This is a genomic window from Pseudomonas sp. FSO-7, assembly GCF_059579345.1.
Genome location: NZ_CM184193.1, coordinates 1,011,653 through 1,025,296 on the forward strand (window position 1 = coordinate 1,011,653; position 13,644 = coordinate 1,025,296).

Here is a 13,644-nt window from a genome sequence, read left to right on the forward strand (position 1 = left end):
CCTGTGGGAGCGAGCCTGCTCGCGATAGCGGTGGGTCAGTCAGCATCTATGTCGGATGTGCCGCCGTCATCGCGAGCAAGCCCGCTCCCACACTGGCTTCTGGCGTTAGTTGGTTTGGAGATAACGCTTATTCGAAACCAATCTGTCGGGCAGCGGCATTTCTGTTGGTTCTGTGGCGTCCTATCTGGTGAACCGGCCTGTTCAGAACTAGATTTTCTTGAGCGCCGTCGGGCCCCGGCTTTATCCGGAAAAAGAAGGAAATGGCTATGAATAAGCTGCTACGCATGATGTTTTTGCTAAAGGTACTGGTGATGCTTTCCCTCGGTTCAACGGCTGCGTGGGCCGAGTGCGATGAGCATGAGAAGCACGCGTCGAGTGGCTCGGTGGTTCAGGGTGAGTTGATGCTTGCCGCGACCGATGCGGACGCAGGTGATCCGGACGATGGTGAGGACGATGATGGTTCGCCAATCGACACCCCGGATGACGATGAGGATGCAGAGGGCGATAGCCAGACGTAGAGGTCTGTTCTAAAGAAAACCCCTCCAGCCCCAACTGAGACTCAGTCGGGCCTGGAGGGGTTTTTTATGCAGGGTGCATGACCCAAGGCGAAGACTTACCCCTGTGGCGAGGGAGCTTGCTCCCGCTGGACTGCGTAGCAGGCCCGAAAAAGAGGGGCCGCTGCGCGGCCCAGCGGGAGCAAGCTCCCTCGCCACAAAGGCTCTATTTGCCTTTGCCTGACACCTTACGCCGCGCCGTCGAGAAACCGCTCGGCGTAGTGACACGCCACCTGCCGGTTATCGAGCAACCGCAACGCCGGTTCTTCGGTTTGGCAACGCTCGGTGGCGTACGGGCAGCGCTTGTGGAAGGCGCAGCCGGACGGCGGGTTGAGCGGGTTGGGCAGTTCGCCGACGATCTTGATCTTCGGCTTGTTCGGGTCCGGGTGGATGGTCGGGGTGGCCGACAGCAGCGCCTGGGTGTAGGGGTGCAGCGGGCGGCTGTAGATGTTCTCGTTGGGGCCCATTTCCACCGGGCGGCCGAGGTACATCACCATCACGTCGTCGGCCACGTGCTGCACCACTGCCAGGTTGTGGGAAATGAACACGTAGGCGGTGTTGAATTCCTGCTGCAGGTCCATGAACAGGTTCAGCACCTGGGCCTGGATCGACACGTCCAGCGCCGACGTCGGTTCGTCCGCCACCAGCACCTTGGGTTGCAACATCATGGCGCGGGCCAGGGCGATGCGCTGGCGCTGGCCGCCGGAGAACATGTGCGGGTAGCGCTGGTAATGCTCGGGACGCAAGCCCACCTGCTTCATCATCGCCTGGACTTTCTCCCGCCGCTCGGTGGCCGACAGGTTGGTGTTGATCAGCAACGGCTCGGCCAGTTGATCGCCGATTTTCTGCCGTGGGTTGAGGGACGCGTAGGGGCTCTGGAAGACCATCTGCACGTCTTTGCGCAATTGCTTGCGTTCGGCCTTGTTGGCGCCGGCCACTTCCTGGCCGGCGATTTTCAAGGAGCCGGCGGACGGTTCTTCGATCAGCGTCAGGGCCCGGGCGAGGGTGGATTTGCCGCAACCGGATTCGCCCACCACGGCCAGGGTCTTGCCGGCTTCCAGTTCGAACGACACACCGTTGAGGGCGCGCACGGTCGCATGGCCCTTGAACATGCCACGGGACACTTCGTAATGACGGGTCAGGTCACGGGCGGTAAGTACGACGGCCATCACGCCACCTCCTGGTTCAACGGGTAGAAGCAGCGGGCGAGGCTGTTGGATTTCGGATCGAGGGCCGGGCGTTGTTGACGGCAGTTGTCCTGCACGTACGGGCAGCGCGGCGACAGCAGGCAGCCTTGTGGACGGTCGTAGCGACCGGGCACGATGCCCGGCAGAGTCGCCAGGCGTTCGGCGCCCATGCTGTGCTCCGGAATCGCCGCCAGCAGCGCTTCGCTGTAGGGGTGGGCCGGAATGTCGAACAGCTGCGGCACCTGGCCCACTTCCACGGCCTGGCCGGCGTACATCACGCACACGCGCTGGGCGGTTTCAGCCACCACGGCCAGGTCGTGGGTGATCAGCACCAGGCCCATGTTCTGCTCTTTTTGCAGGGCCAGCAGCAGGTCCATGATCTGCGCCTGAATGGTCACGTCGAGGGCGGTGGTCGGTTCGTCGGCGATCAACAATTTCGGCTCGCCGGCAATCGCCATGGCAATCGCCACGCGCTGGCTCATGCCGCCGGACAGTTGATGCGGGTAGGCGTCCATGCGGCTGGAGGCGCCGGGGATCTCGACCTTTTCCAGCAGCTCGATGGCGCGCTTGCGGGCGGCCTTGCCGGACATCTTCAGGTGCAGGCGCAGCACTTCTTCAATCTGGAAACCCACGGTGTAGCTGGGGTTGAGCGCGGTCATCGGGTCCTGGAACACCATCGCCAGGTCCTTGCCGACGATCTGCCGGCGCTGGCGGTTGCTCAGCTTGAGCATGTTCTTGCCATCGAAGTTCAGCGCATCGGCGGTGACGATGCCGGGGTGCTCGATCAGGCCCATCAGCGCCATCATGGTCACGGATTTACCCGAGCCCGATTCGCCGACGATGGCCAGGACTTCGCCTTTTTCCACGCTCAGGTCCAGGCCGTCGACCACCGGCACGGCGGTGGCGTCGCCGAAGCGAACGTTGAGATTCTTGATTTCTAGCAGTGACATGGGAATCTCCTCAGGCGGCATTCTTGAGTTTCGGGTCCAGCGCATCGCGCAGCCCGTCGCCCATCAGGTTGATTGCCAGCACGCTGAGCAAAATGGTCAAGCCAGGCAGGCTCACGACCCACCAGGCGCGTTCGATGTAGTCGCGGGCCGAGGCCAGCATGGTGCCCCACTCCGGGGTGGGCGGTTGCACGCCGAGGCCGAGGAAGCCCAGGGCGGCGGCGTCGAGGATGGCCGAGGAAAAGCTCAGGGTCGCCTGGACGATCAGCGGAGCCATGCAGTTAGGCAGCACGGTGATGAACATCAGGCGCGGCAGGCCGGCACCGGCGAGGCGGGCGGCGGTCACGTAGTCGCGGTTCAGTTCGCCCATCACCGCGGCACGGGTCAGGCGCACGTAGGACGGCAGCGACACGATGGCGATGGCGATCACGGTGTTGATCAGGCCTGGGCCGAGGATGGCGACGATCGCCACGGCCAGTAGCAGCGAAGGCAGGGCGAGCATGATGTCCATCAGGCGCATGATGGTCGGGCCGAGGATGCGCGGGAAAAACCCGGCGAACAGCCCCAGCAGGATGCCCGGGATCAGCGACATCACCACCGATGACAAGCCGATCAGCAGCGACAGGCGCGAACCCTGGATCAGGCGCGACAGCAGGTCGCGGCCCAGTTCGTCGGTGCCCAGCAGGAACTGGATCTGCCCGCCTTCAAGCCAGGCCGGCGGCGTCAGCAGGAAGTCGCGGTATTGCTCGCTCGGGTCATGGGGCGCGACCCACGGGGCGAAGATCGCGCAGAACACGATCAGGATCATGAACAGCAGCCCGGCCACGGCGCCCTTGTTGCGGGAAAACGCCTGCCAGAATTCTTTGTACGGGGACGGGTACAGCAGGCTTTGATCGACTGCTACCGCGGTAGTTGGAGTACTCATGGTTTTGATCTCAGCGCTGGTGACGGATGCGTGGGTTGGCAAAGCCGTAGAGGATGTCCACGACGAAGTTGACCAGAATCACCAGGCAGGCGATTAACAGGATGCCGTTCTGCACCACGGGGTAGTCCCGGGCGCCGATGGCTTCGATCAGCCACTTGCCGATGCCCGGCCAGGAGAAGATCGTTTCGGTCAGGACCGCACCGGCCAGCAGCGTGCCGACTTGCAGGCCAACCACGGTCAGTACCGGGATCAGTGCGTTGCGCAGGCCATGCACGAACACCACGCGCGACGGCGACAGGCCCTTGGCCTTGGCGGTGCGGATGTAGTCTTCACGCAGCACTTCGAGCATCGAAGAACGGGTCATGCGGGCGATGACCGCCAGCGGAATGGTGCCCAGCACGATGGCCGGCAGGATCAGGTGGTGCAGGGCATCGAGGAACGCGCCCGGCTCGTCGGCCAGCAGCGTGTCGATCAGCATGAAGCCGGTTTTCGGCTCGATGTCGTAGAGCAGGTCGATCCGTCCCGACACCGGCGTCCAGCCCAGGGAGACCGAGAAGAACATGATCAGGATCAGGCCCCACCAGAAGATCGGCATAGAATACCCCGCCAGGGAGATGCCCATCACCCCATGGTCGAACAGGGATCCTCGCTTGAGTGCCGCGATCACCCCGGCCAGCAGGCCCAGGATACCGGCGAACAACAGGGCGGCCATGGACAGTTCCAGGGTCGCGGGAAACAGGGAGCTGAACTCGGTCCATACGCTTTCACGGGTACGCAGCGATTCGCCGAGGTCGCCGTGGGCCAGTTTGCCGATGTAGTCCAGGTACTGGGCATACAGCGGTTTGTTGAGGCCAAGGCGTTCCATTGCCTGTGCATGCATTTCGGGATCGACCCGACGTTCGCCCATCATCACTTCCACGGGGTCGCCGGGGATCATGCGAATCAACGCGAAGGTCAGCAAGGTGATGCCGAAGAACGTGGGGATCAGTAATCCCAATCGGCGGGCAATAAAACTAAACATCTTCAGGTGTACCTCATCAGCCGGTTAGGCGTGCCCGGTAGCCCTCGGATAAGGGATACCGGGCGTTTTCTTATCTACTTCACCTGGGTGGTGGCGAAGTTGTTGGTGGTGAGCGGGCTAATCACATAGCCCTCTACGTTGTTGCGCATTGCGGTGAACATGCGGGTGTGGGCCATGCTGATCCACGGTTGGTCCTGGTTGAAAATCACCTGGGCCTGTTCATAGAGCTTGGCGCGCTCTTCGGGGTTCACCGTGGCGCGTGCCTGGTCGATCAGCGTCTGGAATTTCTCGTTGCACCAGCGCGCGTAGTTTTCGCCGTTCTTGGCCGCCTCGCAACTGAGCATAGGCGTCAGGAAGTTATCCGGGTCGCCGTTGTCGCCCGCCCATCCGGCGGACACCATGTCGTGCTCGCCGTTTTTCGCGCGCTTGAGCATTTCGCCCCATTCCATCACGCGGATGTCGACCTTGATCCCGACCTTCGCCAGGTCCGCCTGCATCATCTGTGCGCCGAGCATCGGGTTGGGGTTGGTCGGGCCGCCGCCGTTGCGGGTGAACAGGGTGAACACGGTGCCTTCCGGCACGCCGGCTTCCTTGAGCAACTGGCGGGCTTTGTCCAGGTCGCGGGTGGGGTTCTTCAGGTCGTGGTTGAAGCCCAGCAGGGTTGGCGGGTACGGGTTGACCGCCACGGTGGCGTTGCCCTTGCCGAACAGCGCGTTGACGTAGGCTTCCTTGTCGAAGGCCAGGTCGATGGCCTTGCGCACCCGCACGTCGCTCATGTATTTGTGGCTGGTGTTCAGGGCGGTGTAGGAGACGGTCATCGCGTCCAGTTCAGTGACCTTCAGGTTCGGGTCTTTCTTGATGCTGGGGATGTCATCGGGTTTCGGATACAGCGCGATCTGGCACTCGTTGGTCTTGAGTTTTTGCATGCGTACGTTGTTGTCGGTGGCGATGGCCAATACCAGCGCATCGGCCGGCGGCTTGCCACGGAAGTAGTCCGGGTTGGCCTTGAAGCGAACCTGGGCGTCCTTGTTGTAGCGCTGGAAGACGAACGGCCCGGTGCCGACTGGCTTGCTGTTGAGGTCGCCGGCCTTGCCTGCCTTGAGCAACTGGTCGGCGTATTCGGCCGGGTAGATCGAGGAGAAGGCCATGGCGATGTCGGCCAGGAACGGCGCTTCGCGGCGGGTCAGGCTGAACTTGACCGTGTGCTCGTCGACTTTCTCGACGCTTTTGAGCAGTTCCTTGAAGCCCATGCTTTCAAAGTAGGGGAAGCCCACGCTCGACAGTTTGTGCCACGGGTGGTTCGGGTCCAGCTGGCGCTGGAAGCTCCAGACCACGTCGTCGGCGTTCATGTCGCGGGTCGGCTTGAAGTAGTCGGTGGTGTGGAACTTGACGCCCTTGCGCAGGTGGAAGGTGTACGTCAGGCCATCGTCACTGATGTCCCAGGATTCGGCCAGGGCCGGAATCACTTCGGTGGTGCCGGGCTTGAAATCGGCCAGGCGATTGAAAATGGTTTCCGCCACGGCATCGGCGGTGACTGCAGTCGTGTACTGGACCATGTCGAAGCCTTCCGGGCTGGCTTCTGTGCAAACCACCAGGGGTTTGGCCGTGGCGCCAACGGCGACGCTCAGCAGCGCGGCGGCGATGGCGGCGCGTAGGGGAATCATGTTCATCGTCAATCCTCTGCAATCGGGTCAATGGCAAAAGACCGGGCGGACGACCTCGTGAGTCGACCGCCCGGTGGCAGTTTAGAGAATGTTGAACGGGATGGTGGTGACCAGGCGGAACTCGTTGAGGCTGCCGTCGGCCTGGTTTTCGCTGGCGCGGTGTGCGGTGTAGGTCGCACGGATCGCGGTGGCTTTCAGAGGACCGCTCTGTACGGCATAGGACGCGCCGACGCCGTATTCGTAGTGGTGCTCACCGTCCATGGCCCGCACGTCGCTGTAACCGGTGCTGTTGTAATGCGTACCGTCGATGCCCCAGCCGCGCGCCTGGTAGATGTTGAACTTCAGGCCGGGCACGCCGTATTCGGCCATGTTCAGGCCGTAGGCGATCTGGAAGGATTTCTCGTTCGGGCCGTTGAAGTCCGACAGCAGGGAGTTGGCCAGGTAGATGCCGTTGGTTTCGTGCAGGTAGTCGAAGTACTCGTTACCGTTCACTTCCTGGTACGAGAACGTCAGGCTGTGGGCCTGGTGCGTCAGGCCGAACGACAGGGAGTAGGTGTCGTTGTCGATCTCGCCCAGCTTGCTTTTGCCCGAGTCCACGGTCTTGTAGTAGTTCAGGCCGGTGGTCAGGCTCAGCACCGAGCTGTCGCCCAGTTCATGGGTGGCGCCGAAATAGTACTGGTTCCACATGTCTTCGGCTTCGGTCGCCCAGAGGCTGGTCTTCAGGCTGGCCAGTGGCTGGTAAGTGATACCAGCGGTGTTGACGTGATCGGTCTCGACGCTGCTGTCACCGTATTCGGAACGGAACTTGCGCTGGCTCTCTTCGGTACGCGGCGAGTTGCGGTCGAAGGTGGCGATATCGAACGCCAGGTTTTCGAATTCTTCGCTGTGCAGGCTCACACCTTGGAAGCTGGAGGGCAGGGCACGGTTGCCGATGACGTCGACCATCGGGCTGCTGAAGTTCTGGCGGCCGGCGGTCAGGGTGGTGTTGGAAACACGGGCCTTGAGGTTGGCCAGGCCCAGTTTGCTCCACTGGCCCACGGCGTCGCCGCCTTCGCGGGTCAGGGTACGGTTGTTGCCGGCGCCAGGACGGGTGGTCGGTGCACCGCCATTGTTGGACGCCAGGTCCTTGCGGTCCTGGTCCAGGGCGATAGCGTTGTAGGCGGCCACTTCGGTGCTGAAGCCTACGGTGCCTTCGGTGAAGCCCGAGTTGTACTTGACGATGGTGCCTTGCACCCAGTTGATCCGGCGGTCGGTCTCGCGTGCTTCACCGTTTTTGCGATAGGTGAGTTTCGTGCCGCGCTTGAATTGCTCGTTGGCGTACCAGTTGCGCGTGGTGCCAGTGATGGACTGGCCATCGATGAAACCCTTGGCTTCGCTTTGCTCGCTGGTGGTCTTGAGGGTCACCGGGGTGACGGCCTGGCTCTGGGATTCTGCAAACGCCGTTGCGCTAATGCTGCTAATGGCCAAGGCCAGTATCGCGGTGCTGCTCAGTTTCATCGGTAACGCTCCTTTTCTTTCTTTTTTAATGCCGTTCTTTTTTGGTGATACGGCTATCGGTTTTACAACTCATTCACAGCTTGCAAACGTTTGCTTGATGCCTGATTGGCGAATTACGGCAAGACGTCGGCGTGGGGCTTCCAAAGGAAGCCCGCGCTGTGTGGCTAACGGTTATGGGTTCAGGCTGACGCCCGAGAAGACATTGCGACCGAAGGGGCTGACCTTGAACCCTTCGACTTTGGTACTCAGCGGCTGGTTGACCGTCGAGTGGGCAACAGGGGTGATCGGCACTTGCTGCTTGAGCAACTGCTGGGCCTGTTTGTAGAGCACGGTGCGCTGGTCGCGGTCGGTGACGACCTTGGCCTGCTTGATCAGCTTGTCGTAGTCCTGGTCACACCACATGGAGTAGTTGTTGCCGCCAATCGCATCACAGCTGTACAGCGTACCGAGCCAGTTGTCCGGGTCCCCGTTGTCACCGGTCCAACCGATCAGGCTCACGTCATGCTCGCCGTTCTTGGTGCGCTTGATGTACTCGCCCCATTCGTAGCTGACGATCTTCACTTTCAAGCCGATCTTCGCCCAGTCGGCCTGGAGCATCTCGGCCATCAGCTTGGCGTTGGGGTTGTACGGGCGTTGCACGGGCATGGCCCAGAGGGTGATTTCGGTGCCTTCCTTGACCCCGGCGGCCTTGAGCAACTCCTTGGCTTTTTCCGGGTTGTAGGCGGTGTCCTTGATGGTGTCGTCATAGGACCACTGCGTCGGCGGCATGGCATTGACCGCCAGTTGTCCCGCGCCCTGGTACACGGCATTGAGAATGCCTTGCTTGTTCACCGCCATGTCCAGCGCCCGGCGCACTTCGACCTGGTCGAACGGCTTGTGGCGGGTGTTATAGGCGATGTAGCCCAGGTTGAAGCCGGGCTTCTCGATCAACTGCAGCTTGGGGTCGTTCTTCAAGGCCGGCACGTCGGCGGGACGCGGATGCAGGGTGATCTGGCATTCGTTGGCCTTGAGTTTCTGCACCCGCACCGAGGCATCGGTGTTGATGGAGAAGATCAGGTTGTTCAGCTTCACCCGCTCCGGCGCCCAGTATTGCTGGTTGGCGACGTAGCGGATGTTGGAGTCTTTCTGGTAGCTCTTGAACTCGAACGGCCCGGTGCCGATCGGCTTCTGGTTGATGTCGCTCGGCTTGCCGCTCTTGAGCAACTGGTCGGCGTATTCGGCGGACAGGATCGCGGCGAAACTCATGGCGATGTTCTGGATGAACGCGGCGTCCACGCTGTTGAGCGTCATGACCACGGTCAACGGCCCGGTCGCTTCCACCTTGGCGATGTTCTTGTTCAGGCTCATGCCGTTGAAGTAGGGGAACTCGGTGGGGTAGGCCTTGCGGAACGGATGCTGCGGATCAAGCATGCGGTTGAAGGTGAACAGCACGTCGTCGGCGTTGAAATCCCGGGTCGGCGTGAAGTAGTCGGTGGTGTGAAACTTCACCCCTTCGCGCAGGTGGAAGGTGTACTTCAAGCCGTCTTCGGAAATGTCCCAACTGGTCGCCAGGCCCGGGACGACGTTGGTCGCGCCTTTTTCGAACTCGGCCAGGCGGTTGTACAGCGGTTCGGCGGCATCGTTGTCGGTGGCCGTGGTGTATTGCGCGGTGTCGAAACCGGCGGGGCTGCCTTCGGAACAGAACACCAGGCTACCGCCGGCGGCCTGGGCTGCGGATGTGGCGGCCAGCAGGCCGGTGCCCAGCAATGCGGATAAAACCAAGGTATGGCGCATGACGCTCCCTCTCTCGTTCGGGGTGTTTTAACAGTGAACCGGTGTCCTTCCGGGGACAGGTCCGGCGTACTGAGCTCGTTCCATTGCGTAGCGATGCCGCAGGGCTGGCAAGCCGTCCAGGTGCCGACGGTATGAGCCGTGGGCCGGGCGGTAAATGCGTAATACCTGAAAGACTTGTGGGAAAAGGCGATACGTCCCAAACCAACTGCTGTGGTACGCAGTGCTTTTGGATGTAGGCGTTTTCCTGGGTCTTGGCTTAAAGCAACGGCATGCCGTGGGAGCGAGCCCTGCTCGCGATGGCGTTGTTGGTACACCGCCATCGCGCTCAAAAGAGGGGCTGCTACGCAGCCCAGCGGGAGCAAGCTCCCTCGCCACAGGTCACCTTATTTGCTGACGCTGACGCCGTAGAAGGAGTTCAAGCCAAATGGGCTGATCTTGAAGTCCTGCACGTTGGCGCGCATGGGTTGATACACCGTCGAGTGAGCGATAGGTGTCATTGGCACGGCATCCTTGAGGACGTGTTGTGCCTGTTTGTACAGTTCGGTGCGTTTGGACTGGTCGGTGGTGCGCTTGGCTTCCTTGACCAGGCCATCGAATTTCTTGTCGCACCATTTGGAGAAGTTGTTGCCGGCCAGCGAGTCGCAACCGAACAGCACGTTGAGCCAGTTGTCCGGGTCACCGTTGTCGCCGCTCCAGCCGATGATCATCGCCTGGTTCTCGCCGCCTTTGGAGCGCTTGATGTACTCGCCCCATTCGTAGCTGACGATGTTGACGTTCAGGCCGATCTTCTTCCAGTCGGACTGCAGCATCTCGGCCATCAGCTTGGCGTTCGGGTTATACGGACGCTGAACCGGCATCGCCCACAGGGTGATGTTGGTGCCTTCCTTGACGCCGGCTTCCTTGAGCAGCTCTTTAGCTTTCTCAGGATCGTACTTGGCGTCCTTGATGGTGGTGTCGTAGGACCATTGGGTTGGCGGCATGGCGTTGACCGCCAGTTGGCCGGCGCCCTGGTAGACCGAGTCGATGATCTGCGGCTTGTTGACCGCCATGTCCAGCGCCTGGCGGACTTTCAGGTCAGCCAGCACGTTTGGCTCGTTGCTGCCCTTGATCTTGTCCATCACGTTATAGGCGATGTAGCCCAGGTTGAAACCCGCCTGGTCCGGCATCTTCAGTGTCTTGTCTTCCTTCAGGGCCTTGAGGTCGGCCGGGCGTGGGAAGAGGGTGATCTGGCATTCGTTTTTCTTGAGCTTTTGCATGCGCACCGACGGGTCGGTGGTGATGGCGAAGATCAGGTTGTCGATCTTCACGTCGTCAGGCTTCCAGTAGTCCTTGTTCCCGGTGTAGCGGATGTTGGAGTCTTTCTGGTAGCTCTTGAATACGAATGGGCCGGTGCCGATCGGCTTCTGGTTGATGTCGGGGGCCTTGCCTTCCTTGAGCAACTGGGCGGCGTATTCGGCGGACTGGATCGAAGCGAAGCTCATGGCCATGTTCTGGATGAACGCGGCGTCGACATCCTTGAGGGTGAACTTGACGGTGTGGTCGTCGACTTTATCGATCTTGGTGATGTTGGTGTCCATCCCCATGTCGGTGAAGTACGGGAATTCGGTCGGGTAGGCCTTACGGAACGGGTCGTCCTTGTTGATCATCCGATTGAAGGTGAACAGCACATCGTCGGCGTTGAATTCGCGGGTCGGCTTGAAGTACGGGGTGGTGTGGAACTTGACGCCTTCACGCAGGTGGAAGGTGTAGGTCAGGCCGTCTTCGGAAATGTCCCATTTGGTCGCCAGGCCAGGAATCACGACGGTGCCGCCACGTTCGAACTGGGTCAGACGGTTGAACATGGTCTCTGCAGAGGCGTCGAAGTCGGTTCCGGTGGTGTACTGACCCGGGTCAAAACCGGCCGGGCTCCCTTCGGAGCAGAACACCAGGTTAGTCGCGGCTTGGGCGAAAGGTGCGCTGGCTAATAAGCTTGCGCCGACTAAAAACGGAATGACCGCTTGTTTAAGCATGTTGGCCTCATGATTTGTTGTCATTTTTGGATTTGAGGGCGACCTCGTGAGTCGTCCTGCGGATACTTATGCAGGCCCCATACCCAATGCAAGATCCAGAGCGGTTACAAGTCTGAAACAGTGGCACGAACGTACCTTAATGTCGCATCTGTGTAACTTCCGACGCATTTGATCGTTTGCGCGCGTTTTTTAGGGGCGAATTGCGCCCTTTCCCGGTGCGCCGCGTGGCTTCGATGCACCGGGAATGGGCGGGTATTACTTCTTCAAACCCACGCCGTAGAAGGGTGTGAGGCCGAATGGGCTGAGTTTGAAATCCACCACCTGCCTGTTTATCGGCTGGAATACCGTGGAGTTGGCGATCGGGGTGATCGGCACCTGTTGCTTGAGGATTTTCTGCGCTTGTTGGTACAGATCGATCCGTTGCTGGCGGTCGGTGGAGACCTTGGCCTGCTGGATCAAGCGGTCGTAGGCCGGGTCGCACCACTTGGCGTAGTTGCTGCCCTTGACCGCCGCGCAGCTGTACAGCACCCCCAGCCAGTTGTCGGGGTCGCCGTTATCGCCGGTCCAACCGTAGATCATCACATCATGTTCGCCATTTTTCGCACGCTTGATGTACTCGCCCCATTCATAACTGACGATGTTGGCCTTGATCCCGATCTTGGCCCAATCCTGCTGGATCATCTGTGCCGACATCCGGGCGTTGGGGTTGGAGGCGCGTTGCACCGTCATTGCCCATAAATTGAGGGTGGTACCCGGCGCAACCCCGGCCTCCTTGAGTAGCGCCTTGGCCTTGGTCACGTCGTGGGGCGCGTCCTGGATGCTCGGGTCGAACGACCACTGGGCCGGCGGCAAGGCGTTCTGCGCCAGTTGTCCGGCGCTCTGGTACACGGCCTTGATGATCGCCGGCTTGTCGATGGCCATGTCCAGCGCCTGGCGGACCTTGAGTTGGTCCAGGGGCGGGTGCGTCACGTTGTAGGCCAGGAAGCCCAGGTTGAAACCGGGCTGCTTGAGTACTTGTAGGTTCGGATCCTGTTCGATCACCTCGATGTCGGCCGGGCGTGGGTAGCCACTGACCTGGCATTCGCCGCGCTTGAGTTTTTGCAGGCGCACGGCGGCGTCTGGGGTGATGGAGAAAATCAGGTTGTCGAGCTTCACGTCCTCGGGTTTCCAGTACGCGGTATTGGCGGCGTAGCGGATCTGCGAGTCCTTCTGATAGCGCTTGAACACGAACGGCCCGGTGCCGACGGGTTTCTGGTTGAGATCGCCGGCCTTGCCTTCCTTCAACAACTGCGCCGCGTATTCGGCGGACTGCACGGAAGCGAAACTCATCGCCAGGTTTTGCACGAAGGCGGCGTCGACGTTGTTCAGGTTGAAACGCACGGTGTGTTCATCGACTTTTTCAACGCTTTTGATCGTGGTGTTCAGGCCCATGTCGGTGAAGTACGGCGATTCGGTGGGGTAGGCCTGGCGGAACGGGTGCTGCGGGTCGAGCAGGCGCTGGAAGGTGAACAGCACATCGTCGGCGTTGAAGTCGCGGGTGGGGGTGAAGGTGTCGGTGGTGTGGAATTTCACGCCGTCGCGCAGGTGGAAGGTGTAGGCCAGGCCGTCGGGCGATACGTCCCAGCTCGTGGCTAATCCAGGTTCGACCTCGGTGCCGCCGCGTTTGAATTGGGTGAGGCGGTTGAAGACGGTTTCGGCTGAGGCGTCGAAGTCGGTGCCGCTGGTGTATTGGCTGGGGTCGAATCCGGCGGGGCTGGCTTCGGAGCAGTAGACCAGGGTGGTGGCGGCCTGGGCCAGTGGGGCGCTGCTGATCAGGGTCAGGGTGAGCAGGAGGGGTTTGAAGGTGGTTCTGTCCATGAAATCCCTTGGGGGGTGGCGAGGTTTTCAGGAGAGTAGCGTTGCGGGTGGGGGTGTTGGAAATATCGAAAAGTGAGGGGGACTGTTGGGTTTGGGCATAGCGCTTTGGACGAGGCGGCCTTATAGCCGGCCTGTTTCTCCCGGGTGTACACCTGTCAGGTTTGTGGGAGCAAAGCTTGCTCGCGATGGCGGCCTGAGGGACAACCTCAA

The 13,644-nt window shown here is 61.0% G+C and carries 10 protein-coding genes; 1 reads left to right on the forward strand and 9 read right to left on the reverse strand.

Annotated features, from left to right (window positions below; genetic code table 11):
* Positions 1-266: 266 nt before the first annotated feature.
* Positions 267-518, forward strand: coding sequence for a hypothetical protein (locus tag AC515T_RS04250; RefSeq protein WP_186729509.1), 252 nt, complete (start codon positions 267-269; stop codon positions 516-518).
* 224 nt (positions 519-742) lie between these two features.
* Here the strand turns inward: AC515T_RS04250 and AC515T_RS04255 are convergent, their stop codons facing one another.
* The 9 genes from AC515T_RS04255 to AC515T_RS04295 form a co-directional block, all read right to left on the reverse strand.
* Positions 743-1,723: a peptide ABC transporter ATP-binding protein gene (locus AC515T_RS04255; RefSeq protein WP_496531556.1), complete on the reverse strand. Its 981-nt coding sequence runs from the start codon at positions 1,721-1,723 to the stop codon at positions 743-745.
* Positions 1,723-2,691 carry an ABC transporter ATP-binding protein gene (locus AC515T_RS04260; protein WP_487753534.1) on the reverse strand — a complete coding sequence of 323 codons (969 nt, stop codon included), beginning with the start codon at positions 2,689-2,691 and terminating at the stop codon, positions 1,723-1,725. The genes AC515T_RS04255 and AC515T_RS04260 overlap by 1 nt, the downstream gene beginning before the upstream one ends.
* Before the next feature lie 10 nt (positions 2,692-2,701).
* Positions 2,702-3,613, reverse strand: coding sequence for an ABC transporter permease subunit (locus AC515T_RS04265; RefSeq protein ID WP_496531557.1), 912 nt, complete (start codon positions 3,611-3,613; stop codon positions 2,702-2,704).
* 10 nt (positions 3,614-3,623) lie between these two features.
* Positions 3,624-4,634, reverse strand: coding sequence for an ABC transporter permease subunit (locus tag AC515T_RS04270; RefSeq protein WP_030139822.1), 1,011 nt, complete (start codon positions 4,632-4,634; stop codon positions 3,624-3,626).
* Between the two features lie 74 nt (positions 4,635-4,708).
* Positions 4,709-6,304, reverse strand: a complete 1,596-nt coding sequence (locus AC515T_RS04275) for an ABC transporter substrate-binding protein (protein ID WP_496531558.1) — start codon at positions 6,302-6,304, stop codon at positions 4,709-4,711.
* Between the two features lie 75 nt (positions 6,305-6,379).
* Positions 6,380-7,795, reverse strand: a complete 1,416-nt coding sequence (locus AC515T_RS04280; protein ID WP_496531559.1) for an OprD family porin — start codon at positions 7,793-7,795, stop codon at positions 6,380-6,382.
* A 171-nt stretch (positions 7,796-7,966) separates the two neighbouring features.
* Positions 7,967-9,568, reverse strand: a complete 1,602-nt coding sequence (locus tag AC515T_RS04285) for an ABC transporter substrate-binding protein (RefSeq protein ID WP_496531560.1) — start codon at positions 9,566-9,568, stop codon at positions 7,967-7,969.
* A 383-nt stretch (positions 9,569-9,951) separates the two neighbouring features.
* On the reverse strand, positions 9,952-11,577 hold the full coding sequence (locus AC515T_RS04290) for an ABC transporter substrate-binding protein (RefSeq protein ID WP_496531561.1): 1,626 nt from the start codon (positions 11,575-11,577) through the stop codon (positions 9,952-9,954).
* A gap of 255 nt (positions 11,578-11,832) precedes the next feature.
* Positions 11,833-13,434 (reverse strand): ABC transporter substrate-binding protein, encoded by a 1,602-nt coding sequence (locus AC515T_RS04295; protein WP_496531562.1) that lies wholly within the window; start codon positions 13,432-13,434, stop codon positions 11,833-11,835.
* Between the last annotated feature and the right edge of the window lie 210 nt (positions 13,435-13,644).

Coding starts and splice junctions, on each gene's coding strand:
- AC515T_RS04250 (WP_186729509.1), top strand. CDS start 267: ATGAATAAGCTGCTACGCATGATGTTTTTGCTAAAGGTACTGGTGATG.
- AC515T_RS04255 (WP_496531556.1), bottom strand. CDS start 1,723: ATGGCCGTCGTACTTACCGCCCGTGACCTGACCCGTCATTACGAAGTG.
- AC515T_RS04260 (WP_487753534.1), bottom strand. CDS start 2,691: ATGTCACTGCTAGAAATCAAGAATCTCAACGTTCGCTTCGGCGACGCC.
- AC515T_RS04265 (WP_496531557.1), bottom strand. CDS start 3,613: ATGAGTACTCCAACTACCGCGGTAGCAGTCGATCAAAGCCTGCTGTAC.
- AC515T_RS04270 (WP_030139822.1), bottom strand. CDS start 4,634: ATGTTTAGTTTTATTGCCCGCCGATTGGGATTACTGATCCCCACGTTC.
- AC515T_RS04275 (WP_496531558.1), bottom strand. CDS start 6,304: ATGAACATGATTCCCCTACGCGCCGCCATCGCCGCCGCGCTGCTGAGC.
- AC515T_RS04280 (WP_496531559.1), bottom strand. CDS start 7,795: ATGAAACTGAGCAGCACCGCGATACTGGCCTTGGCCATTAGCAGCATT.
- AC515T_RS04285 (WP_496531560.1), bottom strand. CDS start 9,568: ATGCGCCATACCTTGGTTTTATCCGCATTGCTGGGCACCGGCCTGCTG.
- AC515T_RS04290 (WP_496531561.1), bottom strand. CDS start 11,577: ATGCTTAAACAAGCGGTCATTCCGTTTTTAGTCGGCGCAAGCTTATTA.
- AC515T_RS04295 (WP_496531562.1), bottom strand. CDS start 13,434: ATGGACAGAACCACCTTCAAACCCCTCCTGCTCACCCTGACCCTGATC.